Source organism: Aquabacterium sp. (assembly GCF_014378415.1).
GTDB lineage: Bacteria > Pseudomonadota > Gammaproteobacteria > Burkholderiales > Burkholderiaceae_C > Aquabacterium.
Genome location: NZ_JACMNS010000131.1, coordinates 1 through 26,491, shown reverse-complemented (window position 1 = coordinate 26,491; position 26,491 = coordinate 1). Strand labels below are relative to the sequence as shown.

General features: G+C 64.2%; 28 protein-coding genes and 1 pseudogene. 12 read left to right on the top strand and 17 right to left on the bottom strand.

Annotation, left to right across the window (positions count from 1 at the left end):
- Positions 1–762: FAD-binding protein (locus tag H7225_RS12280; protein ID WP_290662186.1), on the bottom strand; the 762-nt coding region annotated here is incomplete at its 3' end.
- Between the two features lie 153 nt (positions 763–915).
- On the opposite strand from H7225_RS12280, the gene tesB reads away from it, so the two are divergent.
- Entirely contained in the window at positions 916–1,788 is an 873-nt protein-coding gene (gene tesB / locus H7225_RS12275; protein ID WP_290662184.1) for an acyl-CoA thioesterase II, read from the top strand.
- On the opposite strand, the gene maiA is transcribed toward tesB, so the two are convergent.
- The 6 genes from maiA to H7225_RS12245 all read right to left on the bottom strand — a co-directional run bounded on the left by maiA (position 1,733) and on the right by H7225_RS12245 (position 8,187).
- Positions 1,733–2,470, bottom strand: a complete 738-nt coding sequence (gene maiA, locus H7225_RS12270) for a maleylacetoacetate isomerase (protein WP_290662183.1) — start codon at positions 2,468–2,470, stop codon at positions 1,733–1,735. The genes tesB and maiA overlap by 56 nt on opposite strands.
- Positions 2,471–2,490: 20 nt before the next feature.
- Complete coding sequence (locus H7225_RS12265) at positions 2,491–3,378, bottom strand: dienelactone hydrolase family protein (protein WP_290662196.1); 888 nt, start codon at positions 3,376–3,378, stop codon at positions 2,491–2,493.
- Positions 3,379–3,413: 35 nt separating this feature from the next.
- A complete protein-coding gene (locus H7225_RS12260) occupies positions 3,414–4,754 on the bottom strand; it encodes a metallopeptidase TldD-related protein (protein WP_290662182.1) in 1,341 nt (446 codons plus the stop codon).
- Between the two features lie 11 nt (positions 4,755–4,765).
- Entirely contained in the window at positions 4,766–6,223 is a 1,458-nt protein-coding gene (locus tag H7225_RS12255) for a TldD/PmbA family protein (protein WP_290662181.1), read from the bottom strand.
- A 14-nt stretch (positions 6,224–6,237) separates the two neighbouring features.
- Positions 6,238–7,482, bottom strand: coding sequence for a DUF445 domain-containing protein (locus tag H7225_RS12250; protein WP_290662194.1), 1,245 nt, complete (start codon positions 7,480–7,482; stop codon positions 6,238–6,240).
- A gap of 144 nt (positions 7,483–7,626) precedes the next feature.
- Complete coding sequence (locus H7225_RS12245) at positions 7,627–8,187, bottom strand: pseudouridine synthase (protein WP_290662179.1); 561 nt, start codon at positions 8,185–8,187, stop codon at positions 7,627–7,629.
- Between the two features lie 43 nt (positions 8,188–8,230).
- On the opposite strand from H7225_RS12245, the gene H7225_RS12240 reads away from it, so the two are divergent.
- On the top strand, positions 8,231–8,695 hold the full coding sequence (locus H7225_RS12240) for a ribonuclease HI family protein (RefSeq protein ID WP_290662177.1): 465 nt from the start codon (positions 8,231–8,233) through the stop codon (positions 8,693–8,695).
- A gap of 18 nt (positions 8,696–8,713) precedes the next feature.
- Here H7225_RS12240 and H7225_RS12235 read toward each other — a convergent pair whose 3' ends face one another.
- Positions 8,714–9,850 (bottom strand): sensor histidine kinase, encoded by a 1,137-nt coding sequence (locus tag H7225_RS12235; protein WP_290662192.1) that lies wholly within the window; start codon positions 9,848–9,850, stop codon positions 8,714–8,716.
- 132 nt (positions 9,851–9,982) lie between these two features.
- Between H7225_RS12235 and H7225_RS12230 the strand changes: the two genes are divergently transcribed.
- Positions 9,983–10,228 (top strand): hypothetical protein, encoded by a 246-nt coding sequence (locus H7225_RS12230; protein ID WP_290662175.1) that lies wholly within the window; start codon positions 9,983–9,985, stop codon positions 10,226–10,228.
- Between the two features lie 10 nt (positions 10,229–10,238).
- On the opposite strand, the gene H7225_RS12225 is transcribed toward H7225_RS12230, so the two are convergent.
- From H7225_RS12225 to H7225_RS12215, 3 genes are all read right to left on the bottom strand, one after another.
- Positions 10,239–11,036 (bottom strand): SPFH domain-containing protein, encoded by a 798-nt coding sequence (locus H7225_RS12225; RefSeq protein ID WP_290662173.1) that lies wholly within the window; start codon positions 11,034–11,036, stop codon positions 10,239–10,241.
- Between the two features lie 193 nt (positions 11,037–11,229).
- Positions 11,230–11,604, bottom strand: coding sequence for a hypothetical protein (locus H7225_RS12220; RefSeq protein WP_290662171.1), 375 nt, complete (start codon positions 11,602–11,604; stop codon positions 11,230–11,232).
- Positions 11,605–11,683: 79 nt separating this feature from the next.
- Positions 11,684–12,454, bottom strand: coding sequence for a class I SAM-dependent methyltransferase (locus H7225_RS12215; RefSeq protein ID WP_290662169.1), 771 nt, complete (start codon positions 12,452–12,454; stop codon positions 11,684–11,686).
- Positions 12,455–12,729: 275 nt separating this feature from the next.
- Here H7225_RS12215 and H7225_RS12210 point away from each other — a divergent pair, with 275 nt between their 5' ends.
- Genes H7225_RS12210 through arsH form a run of 4 tightly spaced genes read left to right on the top strand, consistent with a single transcriptional unit; the run spans position 12,730 to position 15,193 of the window.
- Complete coding sequence (locus tag H7225_RS12210) at positions 12,730–13,050, top strand: metalloregulator ArsR/SmtB family transcription factor (RefSeq protein ID WP_290662168.1); 321 nt, start codon at positions 12,730–12,732, stop codon at positions 13,048–13,050.
- A gap of 10 nt (positions 13,051–13,060) precedes the next feature.
- Positions 13,061–14,092 (top strand): ACR3 family arsenite efflux transporter, encoded by a 1,032-nt coding sequence (arsB, locus tag H7225_RS12205; RefSeq protein WP_290662166.1) that lies wholly within the window; start codon positions 13,061–13,063, stop codon positions 14,090–14,092.
- Positions 14,089–14,523 (top strand): arsenate reductase (glutaredoxin), encoded by a 435-nt coding sequence (gene arsC, locus H7225_RS12200; protein WP_290662164.1) that lies wholly within the window; start codon positions 14,089–14,091, stop codon positions 14,521–14,523. Before arsB ends, arsC begins: the two co-directional genes overlap by 4 nt.
- Before the next feature lie 10 nt (positions 14,524–14,533).
- Entirely contained in the window at positions 14,534–15,193 is a 660-nt protein-coding gene (gene arsH, locus H7225_RS12195) for an arsenical resistance protein ArsH (RefSeq protein ID WP_290662190.1), read from the top strand.
- Here arsH and H7225_RS12190 read toward each other — a convergent pair.
- Both H7225_RS12190 and H7225_RS12185 read right to left on the bottom strand, forming a co-directional pair.
- Positions 15,184–15,927 (bottom strand): PEP-CTERM sorting domain-containing protein, encoded by a 744-nt coding sequence (locus tag H7225_RS12190; RefSeq protein WP_290662162.1) that lies wholly within the window; start codon positions 15,925–15,927, stop codon positions 15,184–15,186. The genes arsH and H7225_RS12190 overlap by 10 nt on opposite strands.
- 26 nt (positions 15,928–15,953) lie before the next feature.
- Positions 15,954–18,812, bottom strand: coding sequence for an ExeM/NucH family extracellular endonuclease (locus tag H7225_RS12185; protein WP_290662160.1), 2,859 nt, complete (start codon positions 18,810–18,812; stop codon positions 15,954–15,956).
- 122 nt (positions 18,813–18,934) lie between these two features.
- Between H7225_RS12185 and H7225_RS12180 the strand changes: the two genes are divergently transcribed.
- Positions 18,935–19,753, top strand: a complete 819-nt coding sequence (locus H7225_RS12180) for a hypothetical protein (RefSeq protein WP_290662158.1) — start codon at positions 18,935–18,937, stop codon at positions 19,751–19,753.
- Between the two features lie 26 nt (positions 19,754–19,779).
- Here H7225_RS12180 and H7225_RS12175 read toward each other — a convergent pair whose 3' ends face one another.
- Complete coding sequence (locus tag H7225_RS12175; RefSeq protein WP_290662156.1) at positions 19,780–20,370, bottom strand: lipocalin family protein; 591 nt, start codon at positions 20,368–20,370, stop codon at positions 19,780–19,782.
- Positions 20,371–20,555: 185 nt separating this feature from the next.
- On the opposite strand from H7225_RS12175, the gene H7225_RS12170 reads away from it, so the two are divergent.
- Entirely contained in the window at positions 20,556–21,758 is a 1,203-nt protein-coding gene (locus H7225_RS12170; protein WP_290662155.1) for an ATP-binding protein, read from the top strand.
- An 83-nt stretch (positions 21,759–21,841) separates the two neighbouring features.
- Here the strand turns inward: H7225_RS12170 and H7225_RS12165 are convergent, their stop codons facing one another.
- Together H7225_RS12165 and H7225_RS12160 are read right to left on the bottom strand one after the other, a co-directional pair.
- Positions 21,842–22,288, bottom strand: coding sequence for a carboxypeptidase regulatory-like domain-containing protein (locus H7225_RS12165; protein WP_290662153.1), 447 nt, complete (start codon positions 22,286–22,288; stop codon positions 21,842–21,844).
- 76 nt (positions 22,289–22,364) lie between these two features.
- A complete protein-coding gene (locus H7225_RS12160; RefSeq protein WP_290662151.1) occupies positions 22,365–22,781 on the bottom strand; it encodes a heme-binding protein in 417 nt (138 codons plus the stop codon).
- Between the two features lie 129 nt (positions 22,782–22,910).
- Here H7225_RS12160 and H7225_RS12155 point away from each other — a divergent pair, with 129 nt between their 5' ends.
- Positions 22,911–24,308, top strand: coding sequence for a bifunctional enoyl-CoA hydratase/phosphate acetyltransferase (locus H7225_RS12155; protein WP_290662188.1), 1,398 nt, complete (start codon positions 22,911–22,913; stop codon positions 24,306–24,308).
- Positions 24,309–24,310: 2 nt separating this feature from the next.
- Entirely contained in the window at positions 24,311–25,507 is a 1,197-nt protein-coding gene (locus H7225_RS12150; RefSeq protein WP_290662150.1) for an acetate/propionate family kinase, read from the top strand.
- A gap of 9 nt (positions 25,508–25,516) precedes the next feature.
- On the opposite strand, the gene H7225_RS12145 is transcribed toward H7225_RS12150, so the two are convergent.
- The gene (locus H7225_RS12145) at positions 25,517–26,134 is read right to left on the bottom strand and encodes a thioredoxin family protein (protein WP_290662148.1); all 618 of its coding nucleotides are present in this window, start codon (positions 26,132–26,134) and stop codon (positions 25,517–25,519) included.
- 14 nt (positions 26,135–26,148) lie between these two features.
- On the opposite strand from H7225_RS12145, the pseudogene H7225_RS12140 reads away from it, so the two are divergent.
- Positions 26,149–26,491 (top strand): annotated as a pseudogene (locus H7225_RS12140) (ATP-binding protein); the annotation flags it as partial.

Here is a 26,491-nt window from a genome sequence, read left to right as displayed (position 1 = left end):
GGCTTGCTCGATGTAGGTCACGTCGACCGAGTGCTTGCCGCCGTTGTTGACGCCGAGTGCGCAGTCGCCGTTGGTGTACGAGGGCTTGACCTCGCCCCTCAGCTCGGCCAGCGCGTAGTTCCAGTCGATCGGCATCGGGATTTTTTGCAGGTCATAACCTGCGGCCTGCACCTTGGTGGCGAACAGCCGCGCAGCCTGGTAGTTCGGGCTGCTGATCAGGGCATCAGGCGCCGTCTGCAGTTGCAGCATCTGGGCCACGCGCGGGTAGAAAACGGAGGCCATCTCCGCATAGTCGATGCCCGACGGGAAGCAGGCCTTGAACAGGCTTTCCGAAGGTTGCAGCGTCATCCCTTGGTACATCAGTGAGCCGCCGCCAACACCGGCAGGGGTGACCGCGATGATGCCTTGGCCGACGAAGGGCTCCAGCAGCCCCGCGTAAGGATTCCAGCCGACGCGCTTGCCATTCACTTCAGGCCACGCGGTGTAGAACAAGTCGCGCTTGTCCAGCGTGGTGGCGTGGGGGAAGGTTTCGGCATTGGGGCCTGTTTTCCACCAACGCCCGCGCTCCAGCACCAGGACTTTGATGCCCGCTTGGGCCAGGCGCAGCGCCGAGACGCCGCCACCAAAGCCCGAGCCGATCACCACAACGCGCTCTTGCGAGGTCGTCACGGGGATGCTTGCGTTGGCAGCGCCTGGCAAGGAGGCGCCCGCCACTGCAGCCGCCGCGCCGCCCAGGAATTTCCGTCGATTCAATCGGTCCATGCTCAATCCTTCAATGTCTATGCACTGCCCTGGATTCTTGGGGGGCGAGGCTTCCACCACAATGGCCGGAGCGGCCAAGTGTTGGCTTGAGCGATTAGGGAAACCCAGGCTTCCGCTCGCCGATAATCACCACCAATCCGCAGGAGGAATGACATGAGCAACGTGATGCAGGAAGTGCTGGATCTCCTCGATCTGGAAACCATCGAACAAGGCATTTACCGCGGCACCAGCCGCAACTTCTTTGGCAAGAACGTCTTTGGTGGGCAAGTGCTGGGCCAGGCCCTGATGGCCGCTGGGCGCACCGTGGAAGGCCGCCTGCCCCACTCCATGCACGGCTACTTCTTGCGCGCGGGCGATGTCACCGCGCCCATCGTCTACCAGGTGGAAAACATCCGGGATGGCAAAAGCTTTTGCACGCGCAACGTCAAAGGCATCCAGCACGGCGAGAACATCTTCCTGATGTCGGCATCATTCGCGGTTCACGAAGATGGGCTGGAGCACCAGACGCCCATGCCCAAGGTGGACGGGCCGGAGGGCATTCCCAGTGAGTTTGAGCTCCGCAAGATGATCGCGCCCATGATCCCTGAGCGGATCCGCGCGGTGTTCGAGCGTGAGCGGCCCATCGAAATCCGGCCAATTGATCCGGTCAATCCTTTTGCGCCGGTGAAGAAAGAGCCGCAGCGCCGCCATTGGATGAAGTCGCAGAGCCGGTTGCCGGACGACCCGCTGCTGCACATGTGCATCCTGGCCTTCGCTTCGGATTTTGTGCTGATGAGCACGGCCATGTTGCCCCATGGTGTGTCGTATGTTCAGTCGAACATGCAGTCGGCCAGTCTGGACCACGCCATGTGGTTTCACCGCGATTTTCGGGTCGATGAATGGCTGCTCTACGACATGGATGCGCCCAACGCATCGGCCTCACGCGGGATGAATTTCGGGCGCATCTTCACGCAGGGCGGTGCGCTGGTTGCTACCGTGGCCCAAGAAGGGCTGATGCGCCTGCGGGAAGTGCCTGAGAAGTATTGATCAATGCGCTGAGGGGCGCGCCCACCTGCCGCGTCGGGTCGGCCTTTGCGAAGGCCTCGAGTTGCTCGCAAGCGGCCATGATGCGCAACACGGTCGGGATGCCCGGCACCTCGATCTTGAACACGCGCATGACGACCACGATGCTGGCCAGGCAGATGTCGGCCAGCGTGGGCGTGTCGCCATGGCAGAAGGTGCCGGTCTCAGTTTCGCTGCTCAAGCGTTGCTCCAGCGCCTGCATGCCGGTGCAGAACCAATGGACTTGCCAGGCGCGCCAGGCCGCGTCATCGAAGCCGCCTTGCGTGCTCAGGTACTTCCTCACCCGAGGTGTGATCAACGGGTGGGTGTCACAGGCGAGCATGGCGGCCAGCGACCGCACACGTGCCCGGCCATGGGCATCGGCGGGCAGCAAGGCCGGTGATGGGTAGGTTTCGTCCAGGAACTCGAGGATCGCCAGTGACTGGGTCAGCGGTGTGCCTGGTTGCCCGGGGCCATGGTCGATCAGCGAGGGGATCGCCCCCAGGGGGTTGATCTTCAGGTAGGCCTCGCCACGTTGTTCCGAGGCCTCGATGTTGATGTTGTGCTCTTGCGGCTGCACTCCCTTCAGGTTGAAGGCGACACGGACGCGGTAGACCGCAGACGAGCGCCAGAACGAGAAAAGCTCGAAGCGTGCTGTATCGGTCATGCTGGTGCTCCCGGCTTGCATCAAACGCCGTGGTCTTTCAACCAGTCATGGGCCAGCGTCCAGGCATAGGTGGCCGCGATCTTGTCGTAGGTGGGTCGGTAGTCGGCGTTGAAGCCATGGTTGACGGTGGGGAACACCACGATCTCCGAGCCACTGCCGGATTTGGCGATGCCGTCACGCATCTGGGCGACGGTCTCGGCCTTCACGAAGGTGTCCTTGCCGGCGTACAAGCCCAGCACGGGCACCTTGATCTCGGCACCGAACTCGATGGGATCACGCGGCTTGATGGGCGACTTCATGCCTTCGAGCAAACCGTAATAGGCCACAGCAGCCTTGAGTTTGGGGTTGTGCAGGGCATAGACCCAGGCCGTGCGCCCGCCCCAGCAGTAGCCCACCAGGCCCACCTTGTCGGCGTTGGCGTGGCCGCTGGCCTTGGCAAAGGCCACGGCGGCGTCCAGGTCGGCGCACACCTGCGCGTCGGGCACTTTGGAGACGACCTCGCTCAGGATGGCGCCGATGTCGGTCATCTTCGACACATCGCCCTGACGCGCGAACATCTCGGGGGCCATGGCGTAGTAGCCCAGCTTGGCGTAGCGGCGGCACACATCCTTGATGTGCTCGTGCACGCCGAAGATTTCCTGGATCACCAGGACCACGGGGTGTTTGCCGGCCTTGGCGGGACGGGCCACATAGGCCGGGATCTTGCCATCGGCGGTGGGCACTTGCACTTCATTCACCACCAGGCCCTTGGTGTCGGTGGTGATGGCCTGGGCCAGGATCGGCTCGGAGGCCAGTGCGAAGCCGGTGGCCAGGGATGTCACCACGAAACTGCGGCGTGAGACACCGTTGGATTCGGGGGTGGCTGCCGGAGGGTTCTGGAAGTCGATGGCTTGGCGGCCGTAGTCCATGAGTTTCACAGGGGTCCGATCAGGTGGTGGATGACTCACCAGGTTAGCTGAAATCTCTCAACCAGTACGCCGGGTGTGGTGATTGATGCCAACTGCCGTTGCCCATAGGTACCGGTGTCCTGGTGCAGCTCGGCCCGATCCGTCAGTGCGATCAGGCGCGGGCCCAGCAAGTCCAGCAAATCATCGTCAAAACGCATGACCTGCAGTGGCGCCACCAGCTCGCCGTTCTCCACCCAGAAGCAGGCGAAGCGGGTCATGCCGGTGACGCGGCAGTGTTGGCGGTCGCTGTAGTTCAGGTAGTGCAGGTTGCTGATGTACAGGCCGGTGCCCAGGGCCTTGAGCACGTCGGTCTCGGGCAACTGGCCGGCGGCCAAGCTCAGTGCCTGTGGGTTCTCGCTGGACAACGCACCGTTGGTGGGCAGGCCGAACTCGCGGGCCGAGCGGGGCGAGCACAAGCTGTGGGCGTGTCGGCCATCGACCACCAGCGGCACTGGCCCGAGGCCGGTGAAGCCCTCGGGCGTGAAGGCCGGGGCGATGCTGCGGCCAGTGTCTTCCGTCAATTGCACGCTGGCATGCAAGGCGGCTTCACCGCGCACCAGGCGCATCAGCGGTGAGGTGCCCACGGCTTGTTCCTTCTGGCTGAAGCCGCCCCAGGCCAGCGTGCCCAGCAGGTCAGAGACGGCCGAGGGGGCGAAGTAGGCGCGGTAGCGGCCGGGCTCCAAAGTCTTGGGTGGCAGGCCAAGCAGCCGCAATTGCGCGGCCCCTTGCTGGAGCTGATTCGCCCACGCATCGCTGGACCAGTGCTGGCCAGCGTGCAAGGCTTTGACGGCTTTGTCGGTTGAATGGTAGAGGCACCAGTCGAAGCTGAAGGTGTCCACGCGGTGCCAGTTGCGTTGCCCACGGCTGTCGGCATAGGCGCGCACCAGGGGTCCGCTGGCCATGAAGCCGACCAGGTCCAGCCCCTGGGCGTGCGTGGCCACCGCGTCGATCACGGCGCTGGCGCTGGGCAAATCGCCTGGCTCGTCGCGGCTGGTGTTGACCACGGCGTCGGGGCGCAGCAGGTAGGGGTCTTCCGGCAGGAAAGGCAGGTCGCGGCTCAGCTCGCTTTGCGCGGCCACCAACAGCGCGGTGTCGCTTTGCAAATCACCGGCCAAGGTCAGGGTGCTCTCGGCACAGCGCGCGCCTTGCGTCAAGGTCAAGGTGGCGTAGGCCTGGCTGACCTGTGTGGCCTGGCGCACCTTGGCGTGGTTGAAACGGATGAAGGTGCTGTCTTCGGCGGCGACGTGCAGGCTGCATTGCAGTTGGCCCGGTGTGGCACCGAGCACGGCATCGGCCAGCGCGTTAAGGTAGGGGCGGTCGGTCAGGTTCGTGGACATGGTTTTCTTCTTCAGGCGCCGCCAAACACCGACACGTCGGTGAACTTGCACGCTGGCGCCGCGTGGCCCACGCGGATGATCTGGGATGGTTCGCCCTTGCCGCAAAACGGCGTGCCCATGACCTGGAAGGTGCTGGCATCGCCCACCATGGCCAGCGACCGCCAGAAGGTGGCCGACACGCCTCGGTAGTTGGGGTTGCGCACCACCTCGGCCAGCACGCCGTGGCGGATCATTTGCCCGTATTCGCAGCCGAACTGGAACTTGTTGCGCGAGTCGTCGATGCTCCACGAGCAATTGGTGTTCATCAGCACGCCGTGGTCGACCGAGGCGATGATCTGCGCCAGGCTGGCATCGCCAGGCTCGACGTTGAGGTTGCTCATGCGGTCGATGGGCGCGCGGTTCCACGATGAAGCACGCGTGGTGGCCAGGCCGCCCAGGTCAAAGCCCAGCGCGCGTGCGCGAGATTGCGAGATGGCACCCCCCAAGGGCTGCTTCAGGATGCCGCGCTCGATGATGCGCTGGCTTTGCGCGCTGGTGCCGTCGTCGTCGAAGGCGAAGCCCGCGAACTCGTGGGCCTGCTGCGGGCTGTGCGACACGTTGAGCAGCTCGCTGCCGTAGCGGTAGTGGCCGAACATGTCGAGCGTGACAAAACTGGTGCCTGCGAAGTTGCGCTCGTCACCCAGGATGCGGTCAAGCTCCAGGGGGTGGCCGATGGATTCGTGGATCTGCAGCATCATTTGATCGGGCATGAGGACCAGGTCCATCGGGCCACTGGGGCAGGCGGGGGCCATGGTCAGCTCGATGGCTTGCTGCGCTACGCGGGGGCCGTCGGTGCGCAAGCCTGATCGGTCGATCACTTCCAGGCCGCCTTGCTGGCAAAAGCCGTTGTACTGCCCGGCCGACGATCTGGTTTGTGTCACGCCCTTGACTTGCGCGGTGGCCTGGATGGCCGGGGTCAGCATCTGCCAATGCTGCTCGGCATGGCCGCCATCGCTGGTGAGGTGAAGTTGGTCAACCTGGACGGTCCACAAACTGGCTTGCCAATCGACGATGCGCTCGTCCACACGCGTGGCGGTGCTGACGGCACGCAGCAGGTCGATCTTGTCGGCCAGGCTCATGTGCGCGCTGTCGCGTGCCACCACGCTGTCGTAACGGCCTCGCGGCTGGGGCATGCGCAACTGGCTCGCATCGAACACGGTTTTGCCCGCAGTGGCTTTGGCCAGCGCCTTGGCTCGGGCAAAGGCCGCTTTCAGCCCGGCCACCGAGGTGTCGCTGGTGGCCGCGTAACCCAGGCCCCCGCCAGCGATCACGGTCACCATGGCGCCGTCGTCGCGCACCACGGCGGGCGATTGGGCAATGTCCTGCCTGACCAGCAGGCGCTGGCTGCGCTCGCTCACGCCGCGCACGGCCCAATGGTCGACGCCAGCCGGTGCGGCTTGATGGGCGTGGGTTGAAAGTTGGTTCAGCATCGGTTCCTTCATGTTCAAGGCTGCATGAGCATCATCAGCGCATGCAGGGCCAGCCCCACCAGGCCGCCAACGATGGTGCCATTGATCCGGATGAACTGCAGATCGCGGCCCACGCTCAGTTCGATCTGGGCCACCAGCTGGTGTTCATCCCAGCCCTTGACGGTGGTGGCGATGTGGGTGGTCAGGGTGGTGCGCAAGGTGCCGGCCAGTTTGTCGGCGGACGACAGCACGTGCGTGTTGATGGCCTCGCGCAGATCGCTGTCCTCGGCCAGCTTTTGGCCCAGGCGCAGCAGGCCTTGCTCAAGGTAGCGCCCCATGGACGAGGTCTCCGTGGCCAGGTCACGTTTGAGCGCAGCGTGGACCTCGGCCCACAGCCCGTTGACGTAGTCGTGCACGGCCGGGTGGTCGATGATCTTCATCTTGATCTCGTTGACGCGGTCGATCAGCGAAGGGTCGCTTTGAAGGCGTTCGATGAAGCCTTGCAACCAGTCTTCGTATTGAAGGCGGACCGGGTGTTCAGGGTCGGACATGAGCTCTCGCATCTCGCTGATGATGGCCACTGCCAGCCGATCGGCCAGGTTGTCACCCAGGTCGTCGACCGACTTGATGAGGTTCACGGCCTTGATGATCTTGGGCCACTCGCTGCGGGCGTGTTTGACCATCAGGCCCGACAGCTTTTCCCGGGTTTCCGGGTTGTCCAGGTAGTTGCCCAGGTTCAACAAGGCGGCGTCCAGCAGCTCGTGGTGGCGACCATCCTTGGTGAGCAGGCCCAGCACATCACCACCCAAAGAGGCCGCGTTCCACGTGCGGACCTTGGCCACCACGAACTGGTGGATGGCTTGCCGGACGGCGGTTTCGTCCAGCAGGTCGAGCGCCTCCAGCGCGATGGCCCGTGCCGATCCGCTGAGCTGGCGGGCGTTGTCCGGCTGGCTGATCCACTGGCCAAGGCGGGCGGCGGGATCGAACACCGACAGCTTGGACAGCAAGGTTTTGGGATCGAGGAAATGGTCGCGCACGAACGCGGCCAGGCTGTCGGCGATGCGGCCTTTGCTGGCGGGGATGATGGCCGTGTGGGGAATGGGCAGGCCCAGGGGCCGCCTGAACAGGGCGACCACCGCGAACCAGTCGGCCAGGGCACCCACGGCGGCGGCTTCGCAAAAGGCTTTGCTCCAGGCCCACGGGCCTTGGCCACCCATCCACTGGCTGAGCACCAGGCCTGCGATGGCCAGCAGCAGCAAGCCCAACGCCAGGGCCTGCATGCGCCGCAGCGGCGCGGCGCGCGGGTCCGGTGCGACCTCGGCGAGGTTGCGATCGGCCAGGTCTTCCAGGGAAGGGGCAATTTCGGGCATGGGGCTCTCCTTGGTTTCTGTTTGAGCAAAGAGGATACCCGTGGCCATGGCGGCTTACCCGGGGGGCGCATCCAGCCACGCGCCGGGCGCCAGGCCCTCTAGCGCATAGGGGCCGATGGCCGCGCGAATCAGCCGCAGCGTGGGCAAGCCCACGGCCGCCGTCATGCGCCGCACCTGGCGGTTGCGCCCTTCTCGGATCACCAGCTCCACCCACGCCGTGGGGATGGCCTGGCGCACGCGGATGGGCGGGTCTCGATCCCAAATGGCGGGGGGCTCGTTCAGCAAGCGGGCCCGTGCAGGCAGGGTGATGCCGTCTTTCAGTGTCACGCCTTGCCGAAGGGCCGCCAGGGCGGCTTCGTCGGGTACCCCTTCAACCTGCACCCAATAGGTCTTCTCCATCTTGAAACGCGGGTCGGCGATGCGCGCCTGCAGCTGGCCATCGTTGGTGAGCAGCAGCAGCCCTTCGCTGTCGGCATCCAGCCGCCCGGCCACGTACACGCCGGGCAAGTCGATGAAGTCCTTCAGGCCGCGCCAGCGTCCCTCGTCGGTGAACTGGCTGAGGACGCCATAGGGCTTGTTGAAACGGATCAGGCGCGAAGCAGGGGGCGGATTCATGGCGACATCCTATCGGTGATCGCTTTTCTGATAGCGTGCCTGCATGACCGACCTTGCCGTGCCTGACCCTGATTTTTGGACCGTTCACTGCGATGGCAGCGCAGTGCCCAACCCCGGACGCATGGGGTTTGGCGTGGTGATGACCGACCCTGATGGCCAGCGCCACACCTTTTGTCAGGCCACCCACTCGGTTGGCTGCAACAACGAGGCGGAATTGCGCGCCTTGATGGCGGCGTTTGAGGCATTGAAGTCGCGCGGGGTAACCAAGCTGTGTGCCTACAGCGACAACAGTGTGCTGGTGGTGCAGCTCACTGATGCACGCAGCAAGCCCATCGCGCGGATGGCCGCCTTGTATGACGAGGCCCGGGCGCTGCTGGCGTCTTTTGAGCAAGCCAGCTTGAGGTGGATACCCAGGCACCGCAATGTGGAAGCAGACGCCTTGGCCCGTGCCGCCATGGGGTTGCCGAACAAGGCGCTTACCAAGCCCCCAAAACGAAAGCGTCGTTAGAGGTGGCGGGTAGGTTGGTCAAGGGCGCCCGGTCCGTGGCAAACGAAGTTCGAACCGGGTGACTGAGTCGTCGGACGTGACAGCAATGCTGCCGCCGTGCGCGATGGCAATCTGCCGCACCACATACAAACCCAATCCCAGGTTCGCACCTGCCGCCTGTGAAAGCTCGCTGTTGCCTTCGCTGGACGCACGCACGAGTGGGTCAAAAATATTGGCCAGCAAATCAGCGGGAATGGGCTTGCCCGAATTTTGAACGGTCAGCACCACTTCATGGGGGTGCACCCCATTCAGAACAATGTGGATCGGAGCCCCTGGAAGCCCATATTTGAGCGCGTTGAACACCAGGTTTGACAAAGCCTGATGCAGTCGGCGCGAGTCCCATTCGCCCCGCATGTCACCCCGTGTCTCCAGTTCCAGCCCGCTGGCGTTGTTGATCGCACTGATTTCGTCCAAGGTGTCTTGGGCAAACTGATCAAGCTCGAGCGCGGAGCGATCGATGGGAAGCTCGCCGCCCAGGCGGTGCCGGGTGTACTCCCCAAGGTCATCCAGGAGGGCCTTCATCTGCGCGACGCTGCGCACAATCATGGCCGTTGGTCGAGCTTCCTCCGGCCGGGTGCGCTGCATCAATGCCGCGCAGTTTCCGATGGTGCTGAGAGGGCCGCGCAGATCGTGCCCAAGCATGCCCAGAAAAAGGTCTCGCGTTTTGGTCACTTCTGCCACGAAGGCGGTCAGCGACTCGGCCACCGCCTGATCCATAGCCTCATTGAAGCGGATCACATCGGCCAAGTCATCGACTTGCACATCGCTTGACGCTGCGCTCCAAAGACGCAGGATGGTTGCGCGGAGTGCCCGGTACTCGGACACCAGTTCCTCAACGTCGAAACCCTGGCGCTCACGCTGTCGGGCATGGCTGCGGGAAGGAACGCTACTGGATGTAGATGCGTGGAGGCTGTTGCCTTCGGATTTCGCTTGGCGTTCAGCTTCGCCTTCGGGCCGACGCATGTCCGCGGCAATCTTTTGGAGGATCAGTTTTCCATGGTCGAGCAGGGCGGCTTCATCCATGTCAGCCGCTGCAGGCACCTGATTGCGGGCAAAGGCCACCCAGTCCACCAGGATCAAGTCCAAGTTGCTGATGATGAATTCGGATAGGCGCATGGGGCATTCTGACGCCAAAACTGAGCCGGGGCCTTCCCCATGGTTCGTTTAACAGGCTTGCCTTCCGTAAAAACCCGCAGAGGCCGGTGCCGGTGTTGCTGATCCACGGCCGCGCAGTACCCCTCATTGCCTGTGCTGGGCTACTACCTGCCCTACGCCCGCGACATCATCAACCCGCACTGCCTGACGACGCTCACCTTCGGTGGCACGGCGATCAAGGAGTCGAACCTGAAGAACGTGAGCAGCTTCATCGACAACCTGCTCGATGGCACCGGCACGCCCTTGCGGGTGGTGGAGGTGGCGCAGGTCAAGCAAGAGGCCTTCCCGGGCTTTTTGGGGGGCCTCATCAACCCCATCCTGGCCTCGCTGGGGTATTGACGGCAGGCAACTACTTGGCGTTGACGATGCCCCTGAAGTCGTAGGGCACAACGATGGTTTGAACCTTGCCGGAGGCCACGCCTTCGGCGATCTTCAGGTTGGCCATCGCGTTCATGTAGCCGATGGCGCCCGCGTTGGCGTTCAGGGCGGCAATGCGTTCGGCCTCTTTCTTGGCGGTCTGCACTTCCACTTCCTTGGTCTTGAGTTCGTTCTGGGCGCGGACCAGCTCATTGGCGCTGTTGACGATGACATCGGCTGGTGTGATCGCGCGCACCTGCACTTGCGAGACCGTGATCTTGTCGGCCAGCTTTTCTTCGCCCAGCGTCCTGATGATGTTCTCGCGGATCTGCTGTTCGATCAGAGGGCGGTTGTCCGACATCTTCAGCGACTCGTAGGCGCGCGCCACCTTGTAGGCCGCGTTGCGGGCGCTCAGGGCCACGTAGTTCTGCATCAGCAGGATGTCCTCGCCATGGTCGGACAGGCCGTGGAAAGTGCGGTTCTTGGTGGTCCACAACTCGGACACGGCCGAGGGGTTCACGTTGTAGACCACCGTCATGTCGAAGTCCTTGACCGTGGAATTGTCGGAGGCCAGCGGCGTCATGTTGTCCACGTTCACCGCCACGTCCTGGATCTTGAAGGTGAGGATGCTGCCGACCAGGGTCTGGTTGAACGAGCCCGGCAGGCGCTCCACCGAATCCGTGGTCTTGTCGAAGTTGATGCGTAAGCCGACCTCGCCGGTTTCGATGCGGGTGCAGCCCGACAGGGCGATGGCCGAGATGATGGCCAGCGTGCCGAAGTTTTTTCTCATGGGAATCCCTGTTTCAGTGCTGCTCAAATGAGCGGTGGATTTTCCGAGGCAACATGCCACCGACCCTGCTTCGCAAGACGCAGGGTTTTTTCGATTCGCGCTTCTTCGACCTGGCACTGGGGGCCCGACAAGGCGGCTTGCATGTCGTCAAGCCGCACCCGCGTTTGGGCCGGCCAGCCAGCTGTGTCGTGGCTCAGTCCTGGTCGGTGCTTGCCGTGTCGGACGCAACGATGTCGGACAAGCCTGGCCCGCGCCGAGGGGCGTGTTTTTCGACCGCTGTGCCCACCGCGCGCTTGAGCTTGCCTACCGCGCCTTGAATGGCCTGGTGGGCAGACGCCGCGTGGTCTTTGACGATCACAGGGTCCAGCCCGATCAGCCGGGCTTCCAGCGTGCAGTGGATGTCGTCCGGGTGGGCCTTGGCGTGGCTGACCGCGTCGGCCACGTGAGCTTCGACGCGGGTGACGTGGTCGCCAAAGCGGCTCATGGCTTCTTTTACCTCGGCTTCGAAGAACTCGGCCATGCCGTGGCGGCCATCAACGTGGGTATCGGTGTTCAGCAAGATTTGCATGGGGGCCTTCTTTCTTCAGCTTGTTTTGAACCAGTGTAGTCCCGCGTGGCCCATCCTTGCCGGCCTGGTTTGATGGGTGTCAAACATCGGCCCGTGCCCAGAACAGCCCGGTTGTGAAGGTGAATGATCCGTCTCGCTCAATGGCCAGCGCCTCTTGCACTTCCTGCGGCGCATCGGTCTGTACTTCGCGGATCATGGCCACTCGCGACGCGGGTGTTCGCATCCGGGCCACCCACGATGAGTAATCGATGTGCACTGGCCAGCTGTCATGGTCGATGTCGATAAAGCCCGCATCGGCCAGCAAGGTGCCCCATTGCGAGACCGCGCGGTTGCGCACATGCGAGCGGTCTCTGAGCAGCTCGATGGCTTGCAAATGGCTGTCGACCAGGGCGTCTTCCTCGCCTTGCACGTCGATCAGGAGCAAGCGGCCACCGGGCTTGAGCACGCGGCGCATTTCTTTCAAGGCTGGTGCCAGTTGGGTCCAGTGGTGGGCGCTGTAGCGCGAGCAGACAAGGTCAAAAGTGGCATCGGGAAAAGGCAGGCGCTCAGCGCTGGACGGCACGGTCTCGATGTGGCGCAAGCCCCGCGCCAGCGCCGCTTGCTGGACGGTGGCCAGCATCTGGGGCGAGGGGTCGAGCGCGACGATGCGGGCCAGGTGCGGCGCCAACGCGAAGCTCAGGTGGCCGGCGCCGCAACCCACGTCCAGCGCCTGGCCGCGCGCCGGGATGGACTGCGCGACCAGGGCTTGTGCTTTGGCCAGGTCCGGGCCTTGCGCATGGACCGGGCTGTCCAGGTAAGCCTGGGCCTGTGAGCCGTACTGGTCGAGGTTGGTCTGAAGGTGGGTTGGCATCGCGGGCTCCGTTTGGGCTGTTGGAGGCTCGACCTTAAGCCTTTCATTGTCCTGGTACAGGAGGCCTTGCGTGCATGCGAAACCGCCCACCTTCGGTCACCGGGATCAGTTGCGTACCGAAGACGTGGGCTTGCCGCCTGGCTTCAGGCGGCGCGGGCCGACCCTGAGCACCCGGCTGTGGCTAACTCGCCATCGCATCACTTGTCGGACCTGGTCAAGGTGATCCGCACGCCGGGCCACTTGCAAATATTCAATAGTTCAACAATAATTGAATAATGAAAGAGCAAGACATCGTGAAATCCCTGGCCGCCCTGGCGCAGCCTGTCCGCTTGAGGGTGTTCCGTGCCCTGGTGGTGGCAGGCTCTGCGGGCTTGACGCCTTCGGCATTGAGTGAAGCGTTGGTGGTGCCCGGCACGGCACTGTCATTTCACTTGAAAGAGTTGCTGAACGCCGAACTGGTGACCCAGGAGCGCGATGGCCGACACCTGATCTACCGGGCCGCGTTTGACCGCATGAACGGCTTGCTGTCCTACCTGACCGAAAACTGCTGCCAAGGGCAGCCGTGTACCGAGGCGCCTGCCTCATCCTGCTGCTGAAGGAATGACGATGAGCCTGTTCGAACGCTACCTCACCGTCTGGGTGTTCCTGTGCATCGTGGTGGGCATTGCGCTGGGGCAGCTTTGGCCTGACGTGTTCCAGGCCATCGGGCACATGGAGGTCGCCAAGGTCAATCTGCCCGTGGGTTTGCTGATCTGGGTGATGGTCATCCCCATGCTGTTGCGGGTTGATTTCGCCAGCTTGTCGCAGGTGCGGCGGCATTGGAAAGGCATCGGCGTCACGCTGTTCGTGAACTGGGCCGTCAAGCCTTTCTCCATGGCCTTGCTGGGCTGGATATTTGTGCGGCACTTGTTCGCGCCTTACCTGCCGGCCGACCAGCTGGACAGCTACGTCGCCGGCCTGATCCTGCTGGCCGCGGCACCTTGCACGGCCATGGTGTTCGTGTGGAGCCGCTTGACGGGCGGCCACCCCTTGTTCACCTTGTCGCAAGTGGCCTTGAACGACGCCATCATGGTGTTCGCCTTCGCGCCCATCGTGGCCTTGCTGCTGGGCATGTCGTCGATCATCGTGCCGTGGGACACCTTGATCACCTCGGTGGTGCTGTACATCGTGATCCCCGTGGTCGTGGCGCAGGGCTTGCGCCACGTTTTGCTGGCACGCGGTCCCGATGCCTTTGACGCGGCGTTGGCGAAGATCGGCCCCTGGTCCATCACGGCGCTGCTGGCCACGCTGGTGCTGCTGTTCGCTTTTCAGGGCCAAGCCATCCTTCAGAAGCCACTGGTCATTGCGCTGCTGGCCGTGCCGATCCTGATCCAGGTCATCTTCAATTCGGCGCTGGCCTATTGGCTCAACCGCCGCGTGGGCGAGACGCACGATGTGGCTTGCCCATCGGCACTGATCGGTGCGAGCAATTTCTTTGAGTTGGCGGTGGCCGCGGCCATCAGCCTGTTTGGATTCGATTCTGGCGCGGCCCTGGCCACCGTGGTGGGCGTGCTGATCGAAGTGCCCGTGATGCTGTTGGTGGTCCGCGTGGTCAACCAGAGCAAGGGCTGGTATGAAAAAGGAGCGCACAGCGCATGAGCACGGTCAAGATTTACCACAACCCGGACTGCGGCACGTCCCGCAACACCTTGGCCCTGATCCGCAACAGCGGCGTTGAGCCACAGGTGATCGAGTACCTGAAGACGCCGCCGAGTCGCGATGAGCTGCAAGGCTTGCTGGCCGCCTTGGCCATCCCCGTGCGCGAGTTGTTGCGCCGCAAGGGCACGCCGTATGACGAGCTGGGCCTGGACGCGGCCCATTGGAGCGACGAACAACTGCTGGACTTTGTGGTGGCGCATCCCATTTTGCTGAACCGACCTGTGGTGGTGACGCCATTGGGTGCCAAGCTGTGCCGCCCCTCCGAGGCGGTGCTGGACATCTTGCCATTGCCCCAGCAAGGGGCCTTCACCAAGGAGGATGGCGAGGTGGTGATTGACGCGGAGGGTCGCCGTGTCCACCCTGCATCCTGATCTGCCCAACATCGATCCAGCGCGGTTCAAAGCGCCGAGCCACGAAGCGTTGCAGGGCGCGGCCAGGTCAACGCATGCGCCGCGCTTTCTTTTGCTGTATGGATCCCTGCGCGAGCGTTCGTACAGCAAGCTGTTGACCTTGGAGGCGGCGCGCTTGCTGCAAGCCATGGGCGGCGATGTGCGGGTGTTTGATCCGACTGGTTTGCCCTTGCCCGACTCGGTGCCCGACAGCCATCCCAAGGTGCAGGAGCTGCGAGACCTGGCGCAGTGGGCCGAAGGCATGGTGTGGTGTTCACCCGAGGGGCATGGGGCCATGACCGGGATCCTGAAGGCCCAGATCGACTGGATCCCATTGAGTGTGGGCTCGGTCCGGCCAACGCAGGGCAAGACGCTGGCCGTGATGGAGGTGTCGGGCGGCTCTCAGTCGTTCAACGCCGTCAACCAGATGCGCATTCTGGGGCGCTGGATGCGCATGATCACCATCCCCAATCAGTCATCGGTGGCCAAGGCTTTCATGGAGTTCGACGAGGCGGGGCGCATGAGGCCCTCGGCCTACTACGAGCGCGTGGTCGATGTGATGGAAGAGTTGGTGAAGTTCACCTTGCTCACGCGCGATGTGTCGGGCTACCTGGTCGACCGCTACAGCGAGCGGCCAGGCGGTCAGCCCTGACGACGCCGCATCACACCCCAACCGCCCAAGCCGAGTAAGGCCAGCAGCGCCATGGTGGGCTCGGGCACCGCGCTGGTCAGGGCCACGTTGTCCACCGTCAGGAGTGAGGTTTTGGCGCTGTCGTCCAGGTCGGCCACGACCCAGAAAAGTGTCACCATGCCCGAGCCGGTGAAGGTGTGGCTGAGCTGGTTCAGGCCGGTCTGCCGCAGATCACTGTTGCCCGGCACGACGTTGGTGGCGAGGCTGGCGTTGGCCAGCGCGAGCACCTGCAGGCCGCTGCCTGATGAGGCCTTGATCACGATGAATGCCTGGTCGGCAAAATCCCGGTCCGCGCTCAACAGGTTCCAGTCAAAGCGCAGGGTGTCGCCAGCCTGCACCGCGAAGCTTTGTTGGGCGGCCGAGCCTTCCCACAGCACGCTGGTGTGGTTGATGGGATCGGGGTCGAGCGACCCCAAGGCGGCGCCGACAAAGTCTTCCAGTCCACCGGGGATGCCGATGGCGCCGGCGTCCTGGCCCGAGACGTTGTAGTGCCCATTGGCCAAGGGGTAGTCGTCGGCGCCCAGGGTAGCGGTGGTCAGCACCAGTGTGCTGTTGGGCGCGGCAACGTCCCCAAAGGTTTGCCAGCCGGACAGGCCGTTGGCGAAGTCGCCGTTGGTGATGCCGGCTTGCGCCAGGCTGCTGATCATCAGGCTGCCCAGCAAGGCGCTGAGGCGGGTGAGTTGGCGGTGGTGCATGTTGTTTCCTTGGGTACGTCTGGGGGTCACAGGCCGAGGTCGCGGCTGGACTGCAGTTGGCTGGCGGTCACGCCGCGCAGCACGATCAGGGCCCGGGGCACGGCTGGGCCGGCGCTGCCATCGGTGTCCAGTTGCACTTGCACACCAGCGCTGCTGTTCACCAGGCGCACATGGCTTGCTGCCATGGCCTGGGCCGGGTCAATGCCCAGCGAAGCAAGGAGGGCGCTCAGGTCAATGCGGTCTGAACCCGGGGTGAAATCGGTGACGGTGTCCAGGCCATCGCGCAGGCTGGTGTAGACCAGCACGTCCTGGCCCGCGCCGGTGGTGATGGTGTCGCTGCCTTCGCCACCGTTGATCACGTCATCGCCCGCCGTGCCAGTCAGGTTGTCACGGCCCGGCGTGCCATTGACCGACTTGAGCAGACTCAAGCCGACGACGACGGGGTCGTGGTCCGATGAGCGGTAAGGCGAGGCGCTGTAGTAGTCAGGTCCGCAGGCGGCGCACGCTGGCTGCTTGAACTCGGTGTTGTAGTCGATCACCGAGGGCTCGTCCGCGTTGATGTGCCATTCGATGGCTCGGGTCACCTTGGTGGACAGCGAAGGCGTGGTGATCGCGTGGTCCAGGCGTCCGGCGGCGCCATCGAACACATACGAGTAGCCAAAGCTGTTGAAGCGCGCGATCTGGTCCACGTAGCCGTGGCTGGTCAGCTCCTCGATCGGGTCTTCTTGCGCGTAAGCGTTCAGGTCGCCAATGATGATCACGTCGGTGCTGCCGCTGTTGGCTTGCACGGTAGACGCAAAGGTGCGCAGGCGCTGGGCTTGCAGCTTGCGCTGCTCGTTCCAGCAGCCTTGCAGGTCACCCTGGTCCGCATTGGGGTCTGAGGCACTGCTGGGGCAGCTGCCCTTGGACTTGAAATGGTTGACGATCACCGAGAACTTCTCGCCGTTGGCGGCGGCAAAAGTTTGTGCCAGCGGAGGCCGGTTGTTGACCGCATCGGTGTCCGACAGGGCTGTGCCCGACAGGCCCAGTTTGCCGGGCTTGTAGATCAAGGCCACGCGGATGGCGTCGGTGCCGGTGGTGCCCGCGGGGGCGGGCGCGACGGCGTAGGTGCTGTCACCGACCTTGGCGTTCAGGGCGGCCACCAGGTTCAACACGGCGGTGTCGGCGTTGGTGCCCGAGCCGCTGGTGTTGGGCACGTTGTTCTGAATTTCCATCAAGCCCACCACATCGGCGTTGATGGCGGAGAGGGACTCCACGATCTTGGCGCGCTGGCGGTTGAACTCGGCCAGGTTGTCGGCACCACGGCAGTTGGAGGCCGACACCGCGCCCCCCAGCGTGCAGCCTTGCCCGCTGGCACCGGCGGCCGTGCTGCCGCTGGTGAAGGTGGTGAAGAAGTTCAGCACATTGGCGCTGGCCACCTTGATGTTGCCGCCCACGGCGTCAGGCTCGGCAGTGCGGACGTTGGCCCGGGTGAAGCTCACCGCTTGCGTGGGGTGGATCTTGTAGTCGGCCAGGCCATCGGTGGTGGTGGTGGACAGGCCATAGTCGATCACGCCGGTCACCGTGTCCACCGTGTCGCCCGCGCGCAGGGTGTTGTCGGCCGCGAAATAAGGCGTGGGGTTGGGGTTTTGCAGCGTTGTGCCATCGTCCAGCAGGAGGCGGCTCAAGGCATTTTGCTCGGCCAGCGTCAGGGCAGAAGCGCCTGGGCGGAAGCGATTGGTGGGTGTTTCCATCCGGCCGTTGGCCGACAGGGTGACTTGGCCAAAGCGGCCCTGGAAGTAGTTCTGCGACACCGTCAACTGGCTGTTGATGGTGACCAGCATGCCTTCCACGCGTTCCAGCTCAGCGTCGGTGGACACGGGCAGGGTGAGGGGCGTGGGCAGAATGCTTTGGCCGCTGCCTTGCACGGTGACGGTGGGGGCGGTGAGCTCGGTCACGGTGTGGGCCAGCGACAGCGCGTTGCTGGCCGAGCCCACGTTGAACTCGGTCACCTTGCCGCTGACCTGGACCAGGTTGCCCACCGCCACGGTGGGGGCCGTGCTGGTGAACACCAAGATGCCGTCCGAGGTCAGCGCATTGCCATCGCCAATCGGGTCTTGCAGATAGAAGCCGTTGTTGTTGACCTTGGTGACCACGCCGCTGGTGATGACATTGGTGTTGACCAGTGGGCTGGTGCTGCCGCTGCCCTGGATGTCGTAGATCTTGACGGCGGTGGGGGTGGTCGTGCCACCACCCGTGCCGCCACTACCGCTGCTGTTGCACGCGTTGAGTGCGCTGGCGGTGTTGCGCGGGGTGGGCGCACCAGCCACGAAGTTGGCGTTGTTGTTGTCGGTGTCGGTGCAGCCAGCCAGAAGGCGGATCACCGCTGCGGTGTTCGATGGCGGCGGTGTCGGGCTGCCTTCGGACGCATTGGCCGTGCTGCCATAGCCCACGTAGTCGATGATGGTGGGCCCGCTCGACGCTGTGCTGCTCAACAAGCTGGTCGAGCTGACCAGCGCCACTTTGCCGGCGGTACCGGACATGGCCACCGTGCCGGTGGCGTCGGCCGTGGGCAAGGGCGTGCTGCCGCCGGCACCCTGGGCTTGCTGCACCAGGTAGTACTGGCCTGGCTGCAGCAGCACATTGCCCAGATCCGTTTTCTGCCAGGAGCTGCCTGTGGCAGAGCTGTATTGAACCGACCAACCGTTCAGGCTGACCGCAGCGCTGCCGGCGTTGAACAGCTCGATGAAATCATGGGTGTAAGTGGCACCGCTGTTACCCCCACCGCCATAGACCTGGCTGATCACCACCCCGCTGGTGGAGGCTTGTGCCATCAGGCTGGTGGCGGCGAGCGCGACGGCGCTCAGCAAATGCACGGCACGGCGGGAAGAAACAGTAGCGGACATGGATCGGGACCTCAAGCGGATTGCAACCAGACCGAGTGTTGGGGGTGGGTGTGTCAGCCGTCGCAGGGGCCCGGGAGCCCGGCGTGAGTCGAACGGATCAACTTGGCGCTACGATCCACACGATGAGACCTTCATTGACCGTCCTCATGGCTGTGTGTGGGCTGTGGGCCACCCTTCCCGCATGGGCCGGCAGAACGCAAGACTGCGATGTGCCTGCCGTGGCTCGGGCATTGCAAAAGCGCCTGGCCATCACGTTTCCTGGCGAAGGCCAAAGTGGTGACGTGATCGACCTGACGTGCCAGCCTCACCCCGATTACAAGCAACTGACCATCGTGGTTTTTTTCCATGACCTCAAGAACGATGGCGGCGCCGAAGTCGTCGATCAGAAAGGCTTCGTGGCCGCGGTGGTGGACACCCGACGTGCGCTCATCAAGCAGCTCTACCAGGAGACCCTGCAGTTGAACCCCGGCATACGCATCACCGACACCAGCCTGTCCATCGACACCGCGCGCTACGATCTGGCGCCGGACGTGCGCGCGTTTGGTGTGCGCATGGACATCGGCCACAGCCCCAAGTGCGCGGACGGTGGTACCAGCCGCTACCTCACTGTGCTGGTGCCCGACGGGAAGCGCCTGCGCGCGGTACTGACACGCCAGCCCTTGCGCGTCTGGACTGTGGCCAAGTGGAACCTGACCGCCAACATCGATGCGTGCTCCATCGACACGGTCAACGAGGCTGACCTGACCCTGACGTTGGGGGCGGGCAGCAGCCATGGCTGGCGCGATCTGACCGTGACCGCCCGCATTCAGTCGCGTGGCCCGGGCCAGCAGGGCGGCGGCCAGCGCCCGCCCCGCAATAAGACCGTGACCACCTTGCGCTACGACGGCGAGCACTACCCCGGCAACCTGGGGCCCATGACGAGCAAATTGCTCAGACCCTGAGCGGCCGCGATGCCATGCCGGGCTGATCAGGGCTTGGCGCTGTGTGGGTCTTCCTGCAATCGGGCCAGCTCGAAGCCTTGCTGTTGTAACAGGCTGTTGATGGCCGCCCGGTCTTGCGGGGCCAGCGTGGGCGTGCGCGACAGGATCCACAGGTATTCGCGGCTTGGTTCACTCACCACTGCGTAACGGTAGTCGGGCGCCAGTTGAACGACCCAATAGGGCGCCCAAACCCCCGGCACCCAGCCCAGCAGCGCTGGCGCGAAACGCACCTGCAGCTTGGCCGTGCTGAGTACCTTGCCCACCGCGATGCCCAGGAATCGTGGCTGCGCCAGGCGCGCCTCGCCCACGGCCTCTTCGGTGGCACCGGTGGCGGTTTTGCACCGGTTGGTCACTTCAATCCGCCCTTGGGGCAGGAAGCGGTAGTCGGCGGTGGTATCGCTCACGCATTGCGCCTGGAACTTGTTGGGGTAATGGGCGATTTGGTACCAGCGACCGAGGTAGCTGGTCAGGTTGACCGACTCGACGGCCTGCAGGGGCGCTGGATCAGCGGCAATGGCCGCGTTGGCGCCCAAGGCGATGGCCAGCGTCAAGGCCAAGTGGTGCGGACGAAAAATCATGAAGGCTCCTTCGTGAAAAATGTTTCTAGCAATTGACATGCCCAGAGTTCTCAAGCCATGCGGTCACGCTTGGACAGTGGCGGCACCAGCGTGCCCACCGGCCCCGACCGTTGGCTCAAGGGCATGGTCGCCAATTTAGCCATGTCAATGGCATGATTCGCAGGCAGATAGGAAGTGAGTCAAGCATGGGTGACACCCCTGAGGAAATCGCGAGGGATGTGAAGGCGATTGGTCGGATCGATGCCGTGCCCGCCGTTCTCAAGGTGCTGTGTCAAACCACGGGCATGGGTTTCGCCGCCGTGGCGCGTGTCACCGAGGGCACCTGGACGGCCTGCGCCGTCGAAGACCAGATCCAGTTCGGTTTGCTGCCGGGCGGGCAGCTGGCCATCGAGACCACGATCTGCACCGAAGTCAGAAATTCGCGCACACCCATCGTCATCGACCAGGCGTCCACCAATCCGCTTTACTGCGACCACCTCACCCCGCGCCTGTACTCGATCGAAAGCTATGTGTCGGTGCCCATCGTGCTGAGCAATGGGGATTATTTTGGCAACCTGTGCGCCATCGATTCCCGGCCGGCCCAGGTGACCGAGCCGCGCATCGTGTCGATGTTCCTGCTGTTCGCCGAGCTGATCGCCCTGCAGCTTGAAAACGAGCGCAAGCGTGAACTGGCGCAGACCGCCTTGCTTGACGAGCGAGCCGCTGGTGAGTTGCGTGAGCAGTTCATCGCCATCCTGGGGCACGACCTGCGCAACCCGCTGGCCGCGATCGCGGGCTGTGGTCAGATTCTGCAAAGAAAATCCACCGACCCGGGTTTGATCTCGGTGGCACAGCGCATTGACCGTAGCGTGCGGCGCATGTCGGGGCTGATTGATGACGTGCTCGACTTCGCCAAGGCTCGCCTGGGGGGTGGGATTGTGGTGAACCTGGCGGCGGTGGGTGATCTTGATCGGGCGCTGGTCGCCGTGGTCCATGAACTCCAGGATGCGCATCCCGACCGCACGATCATGTCCCGTGTCGAAATCGTCGGCCAAGTGGAGTGCGACGAAGCGCGCATTCAGCAGATCGTGTCCAACCTGCTGGCCAATGCGCTGACCCACGGTTCACCGCTCAAGCCGGTGGTGTTTTCGGCCCTGACCTCGGCCCATGAACTGGTGCTGACCGTGAGCAACGAGGGTGACCCCATTCCCCCGGACAGCATCGACCGTGTGATGTTGCCTTTCTGGCGGCGATCCATCTCCGCCAACCGCGAGGGCCTGGGCCTGGGGCTGTACATCTGCGCGCAGATTGTTCAGGCGCACAAGGGGCGCATTGGCGTTGCGTCGACCAGTGAGGCGGGCACCACGTTCACGGTGCACCTGCCACTGCGGGCAATGAACTGCGCTTGAACTGACGGCCATTGAAGGTCACGTTGCGCTTGGCGGTGGGCCCTCGGCGGCCCTCTTGCACCTCCACCGTCACCAGGCTCAGGCTAACTGCCTGGCTTGAACACGAATGAAGCCTTGGCGCCCAGCCCCGTGCCCACTTGCACCTGGCGTTGCTGGGTCTGACCTTGGTGGCTGGCCTTGACGACGTAGGTGCCGGGCGGCAAGCGCAGCAGGGTGAACGGCCCGTCGGTCGGCGCCTCGAACACCACCTCGCCATTGGACCGCGTGACGGTCAGCGGCACGGCGGCGGTGTACTCGTTCTTGCCGTTGGCCGATTGAAAGGTCTCGATGTCGAGCGAGTAATCTTTCCTGGCCGCTTTCAAGGCAGTTGATTCGTCCAGGCCCACCCCGCCACTCAAGTAGCTGATGCCATGGCTGGTTTTTTCGGCAGGCAAAGCGGCGTGTTCGGCCCCGCAGGCCTGCGCCGTGGCAAGCATCAGTGCCCATCCCGTCAGTCCGGCGATCCAGCGTGTTTGAAGGCGTGCAGTCATTCGGTGCTCCTGTGGATTTGGTGATGAGTCAATCCAAAGGGGCAATCGACATGCCTGCTGCCACGCCCACCGTGGCTCAACAGATGCCTGCAGTCACTGCGGCAGCTGCGGCCTTGGCAATCTGGGCATCTTCACCCGGTTTGACGCCACTGACGCCCACGGCGCCCACGCACTGCCCATTCACCAGCACCGGCACACCGCCTTCCAGCAGGCCTTCCATTTTTGGGGCTGACAGGAAGGCGAAACGACCACCATTGATCATCTCTTCTATGCCCTTGGTCTCGCGCTTCATGTGGGCGGCGGTGGCTGCTTTGGATTGTGAAATGGTGGCCGAGGCGATGTTGGCCCCGGGCATGCGCACAAAGCCCAGCAGGTGCCCGCCGTCGTCGCACACGGCGATCGACACGGCCCATTGGTGGGCCAGGGCCTCTTGCTGTGCCGCTTGCAAGGCCTTGAGCGCGTCCTCGCTGGTCATCACCTGTTTACTGATCACGGTTGCACCCCTCATTGATTGCGCTCCAGCTTGGGGCACGGGCGAGACTGAGTGCAAAGGCCATGCCGACTTGTGTGCCTGGGCTGTGCGTACACTGTTTGGTGTTTTTAGCATGAGGGCGGGTCCATGGTGGATGGTGTGGTTTTGCGCAATCGAACGTTCGAAGAATTGGGCATCGGCGAGACCGCCTCGCTGGTGCGCATCGCGGGGCAGAACGACATCGACCTGTTCGCGGCGATGTCTGGTGATGTCAACCCGGCGCACATGGACGCGGCGTTTGCCTCCAACGACCTGTTCGGGCACGTGGTTGTCCATGGTATGTGGACCGGGTCCTTGATCTCCGCCTTGCTGGGCACCCGCCTGCCGGGGCCGGGCACCATTTACCTGGGCCAGGACCTGCAGTTTCGTCACCCGGTCACGCCGGGCGACACCATCACGGCTTCCGTCACCGTCAAAGAGAAGCTCGAGGCCAAGCGCGTGGTGCTGCTGGACACCCGCTGCGTCAACCAGAACGGCCAGGTGGTGTTGCTGGGCACGGCCACGGTGATCGCGCCTGCCGCGCCCATCGCCTGGCCGGCCACGACGCCGCCCGAGGTGTCGGTGCGCCGCCATGACCGCTACGAAGCCTTCATCAAGCAGGCGCAAGAGTTTCCGGCCTTGCGCACGGCCATCGTGCACCCTTGTTCGCCCGATGCCCTCAAGGCTGCGATCGAGGCGCGCGATGAAGGTTTGCTGGACCCGGTGTTGTTTGGCCCCGAAGCCAGGATCCGTGCGGTGGCCGAGGCGGCTGGGCTCAGCCTGGACGGCATCGAGATCCAGTCGGTTGAGCACAGCCATGCGGCAGCGGCCTTGGCGGTGGAGTGGGGCGCGGCCGGCAAGGTGGCGGCCCTGATGAAGGGCAGCCTGCACACCGATGAACTGCTGAGCGCCGTGGTGGGCGCCACCTCCAACCTGCGCACCGACCGGCGCATCAGCCACGTTTACGCCATGGACGTGCCCGCCTACGACAAGCCCTTGATCGTGACCGACTCGGCCATCAACATCGCGCCAACGCTGGACCAAAAGCGCGACATCTGCCAGAACGCCATCGACCTGTTGCACCTGCTGGGCATCGAGCTGCCGCGCGTGGCCGTGCTGGCGGCGGTGGAAACCGTCAACGCCAAGATGCCGACCACGCTGGACGCCGCCGCTTTGACCGTCATGGCCTCGCGCGGGCAGATCACGGGGGCCTTGGTGGATGGCCCATTGGCCTTCGACAATGCCATCAGCCTGGCGGCAGCCCGCACCAAGGGCATAAGCTCGCCGGTGGCCGGGCAGGCCGACATCCTGCTGGTGCCCGACCTGGAGGCCGGCAACATGCTGGCCAAGCAGTTGATGTACTTCGCGGGTGCCGACGCCGCAGGCTTGGTGCTGGGCGCGCGGCTGCCCATCATCCTGACCAGCCGCTCCGACAGCCTGCGCGTGAGGCTGGCCTCGGCAGCGCTGGCCAAGCTGGTGTCCGAACGCAGAATGGCCAAGGTGGTTTGAGCATGAGCAACACCCCTTTGGTGCTCACCTTCAACGCCGGTTCGTCGTCCATCAAAATGGGTTTGTTCAGTGTCGTGAACGGGCAAGCCACCCAGATCGGCAAGGGTGCGATCGACCTGCGCGCTCAGCCCTTGCAGCTTCAGGTGTCTGGCCCTGCACAGTCGCAAGACATCACGCTGAGCGCCCAGCTCACCGACGACCTGCACGAGGTGCTGGATGAAACCTTGGGCTGGTTCGCATCGCATTTCAAACTGGATGACCTGATGTCGGTGGGCCACCGCGTGGTGCACGGCGGCGATCGCTTCGACGGGCCGGTGGCCATTGACGACGACACGCTCTCGGCCATCACCGCACTGGTGCCGTTGGCACCTTTGCACCAACCGCAAGGCGTGCGCCTGATCCAGGCTATCCGGCACTTGCGGCCACGCTTGCTGCAGACGGCCTCGTTCGACACGGCGTTTCACCGTTCGCAATCCGACTTGGTGCGCCGCTTCGCGATCCCGCGCCCGCTCTTTGACAAGGGAGTCAAGCGCTATGGCTTCCATGGCCTGTCGTACCAGTACGTGGCGGGTGAGTTGGCCCGTCGCTTCCCGGCTGTAAAGCGCGGCAAAGTGGTGGTGGCCCACCTGGGCAGCGGGGCCAGCCTGTGTGCGCTGCAAGATGGCATCAGTCAGGACACCAGCATGGGGTTCTCCACGCTGGATGGCATCCCCATGGCGACGCGCTGCGGAGCGCTCGACCCGGGCGTGGTGCTGCACCTGATGGGCCCCTTCGGCATGAGCCTGCATGAGGTGGAGGATGTGCTGTACCACCAGTCGGGCTTGCTGGGCGTGTCGGGCCTGAGTGCCGACGCCCGTGAGCTGCAGGCCAGCGACCGGCCCGAGGCGCGCGAGGCGCTGAAGCTGTTTGTCTGGCGCATCGCTGGCGAGGTGGCCCGTTTGGCGACCTCACTGGGGGGGCTGGATGCCCTGGTGTTCACGGCCGGCATTGGCGAGCACCAGTCCCAGGTGCGTGCGGCCGTGAGTGAGCGCCTGGCCTGGTTGGGCGTGCAACTGGATCCTTGGGCCAACGCGGCCCATGCGTTGGTGATCAGCGCGACGGGCAGTGGCGTGACCGTGCTGGTGATGCCCACGGATGAAGAGCAGGTCATCGCCAATGACACGGTGGGCATCTACCACCAGCAAGTCACCAAGCCTTGACACCTGGGGTCATGGGGCGGCCAACAGTTGCTGGATGCGCTGTTCAATGGCGGCCTCATCGCCTTCGCCAAAATGGGTGAACACGATGCGGCCTTGCCGGTCTACCAGGTAGACGGCGGGCCAGCATTGGTTGGCGTAGGCGTTCCAGGTCTGGTAGCGGTTGTCCTGCGCCACGGGGTAGCTCAGGCCATGGCGGCGAATGGCTTGGCGCACGCTGTCGGTGGACCGCTCGAACGCGAACTCCGGCGTGTGAATGCCCACCACCATCAGCCCTTGCGCGGCGTAGCGCTCATGCCAACGTTGAACGTGCGGCAGGGTGCGCACGCAGTTGACGCAGGCGTGGGTCCAGAAGTCGATCAACACCACTCGCCCGCGCAGCGCCTTGATGCTGAGGGGTGGGCTGTTGAGCCATTGGTCGATGCCGGTGAACTCGGGCGCGGTCGGGTAGGTGCGCTGGGCGTCTGTTGTGACGAAATTGGTGCTCGGTGGATGGCCTGTCTCTGATGACCATGTTCGGCTCACCCACGCGCTGGCTTGGGCATCCAACTGGCTGGCCATGGCGATGGCCGAAACGACCAGCAGCAGTGGCAGCACCGGCAGCACGCAAGGGCTGGCGACGGTGGCCACACCGGCCAATCCTGCGAAGGCCAGTGGCCGTGACCACGCACCCTCAAGCGCTCAAGCGCGTGGTCATGAACCTGGTGGACAACGCCTTGAAGTTCGCGGGTGAAGCGCAGGTGGTGGTGAGCCAGACCGATGCGGCCTTGGTCATTGACGTTTTGGACCGAGGCCCCGGCATGCCCGAGGACCAGTTGCTGGCCGTCCTGCAGCCCTTTTACCGCCTGGAGGGATCCCGCAACCGCGAGACCGGTGGCAGCGGCCTGGGCCTGGCCATCGCCCACCGTTTGAGCGGCGCATTGGGCGCGACCTTGAGTTTGCACAAGCGACCCGGTGGTGGCTTGCAGGCCCGCCTGGCCTTGCCCG

What these genes read in the sequence shown, in the direction of transcription:
- tesB (WP_290662184.1), top strand. Translation starts at nt 916, where the DNA reads ATGAGCAACGTGATGCAGGAAGTGCTGGATCTCCTCGATCTGGAAACC.
- maiA (WP_290662183.1), bottom strand. Translation starts at nt 2,470, where the DNA reads ATGACCGATACAGCACGCTTCGAGCTTTTCTCGTTCTGGCGCTCGTCT.
- H7225_RS12265 (WP_290662196.1), bottom strand. Translation starts at nt 3,378, where the DNA reads ATGGACTACGGCCGCCAAGCCATCGACTTCCAGAACCCTCCGGCAGCC.
- H7225_RS12260 (WP_290662182.1), bottom strand. Translation starts at nt 4,754, where the DNA reads ATGTCCACGAACCTGACCGACCGCCCCTACCTTAACGCGCTGGCCGAT.
- H7225_RS12255 (WP_290662181.1), bottom strand. Translation starts at nt 6,223, where the DNA reads ATGCTGAACCAACTTTCAACCCACGCCCATCAAGCCGCACCGGCTGGC.
- H7225_RS12250 (WP_290662194.1), bottom strand. Translation starts at nt 7,482, where the DNA reads ATGCAGGCCCTGGCGTTGGGCTTGCTGCTGCTGGCCATCGCAGGCCTG.
- H7225_RS12245 (WP_290662179.1), bottom strand. Translation starts at nt 8,187, where the DNA reads ATGAATCCGCCCCCTGCTTCGCGCCTGATCCGTTTCAACAAGCCCTAT.
- H7225_RS12240 (WP_290662177.1), top strand. Translation starts at nt 8,231, where the DNA reads ATGACCGACCTTGCCGTGCCTGACCCTGATTTTTGGACCGTTCACTGC.
- H7225_RS12235 (WP_290662192.1), bottom strand. Translation starts at nt 9,850, where the DNA reads ATGCGCCTATCCGAATTCATCATCAGCAACTTGGACTTGATCCTGGTG.
- H7225_RS12225 (WP_290662173.1), bottom strand. Translation starts at nt 11,036, where the DNA reads ATGAGAAAAAACTTCGGCACGCTGGCCATCATCTCGGCCATCGCCCTG.
- H7225_RS12220 (WP_290662171.1), bottom strand. Translation starts at nt 11,604, where the DNA reads ATGCAAATCTTGCTGAACACCGATACCCACGTTGATGGCCGCCACGGC.
- H7225_RS12215 (WP_290662169.1), bottom strand. Translation starts at nt 12,454, where the DNA reads ATGCCAACCCACCTTCAGACCAACCTCGACCAGTACGGCTCACAGGCC.
- H7225_RS12210 (WP_290662168.1), top strand. Translation starts at nt 12,730, where the DNA reads ATGAAAGAGCAAGACATCGTGAAATCCCTGGCCGCCCTGGCGCAGCCT.
- arsB (WP_290662166.1), top strand. Translation starts at nt 13,061, where the DNA reads ATGAGCCTGTTCGAACGCTACCTCACCGTCTGGGTGTTCCTGTGCATC.
- arsC (WP_290662164.1), top strand. Translation starts at nt 14,089, where the DNA reads ATGAGCACGGTCAAGATTTACCACAACCCGGACTGCGGCACGTCCCGC.
- H7225_RS12190 (WP_290662162.1), bottom strand. Translation starts at nt 15,927, where the DNA reads ATGCACCACCGCCAACTCACCCGCCTCAGCGCCTTGCTGGGCAGCCTG.
- H7225_RS12185 (WP_290662160.1), bottom strand. Translation starts at nt 18,812, where the DNA reads ATGTCCGCTACTGTTTCTTCCCGCCGTGCCGTGCATTTGCTGAGCGCC.
- H7225_RS12180 (WP_290662158.1), top strand. Translation starts at nt 18,935, where the DNA reads ATGAGACCTTCATTGACCGTCCTCATGGCTGTGTGTGGGCTGTGGGCC.
- H7225_RS12175 (WP_290662156.1), bottom strand. Translation starts at nt 20,370, where the DNA reads ATGATTTTTCGTCCGCACCACTTGGCCTTGACGCTGGCCATCGCCTTG.
- H7225_RS12170 (WP_290662155.1), top strand. Translation starts at nt 20,556, where the DNA reads ATGGGTGACACCCCTGAGGAAATCGCGAGGGATGTGAAGGCGATTGGT.
- H7225_RS12165 (WP_290662153.1), bottom strand. Translation starts at nt 22,288, where the DNA reads ATGACTGCACGCCTTCAAACACGCTGGATCGCCGGACTGACGGGATGG.
- H7225_RS12150 (WP_290662150.1), top strand. Translation starts at nt 24,311, where the DNA reads ATGAGCAACACCCCTTTGGTGCTCACCTTCAACGCCGGTTCGTCGTCC.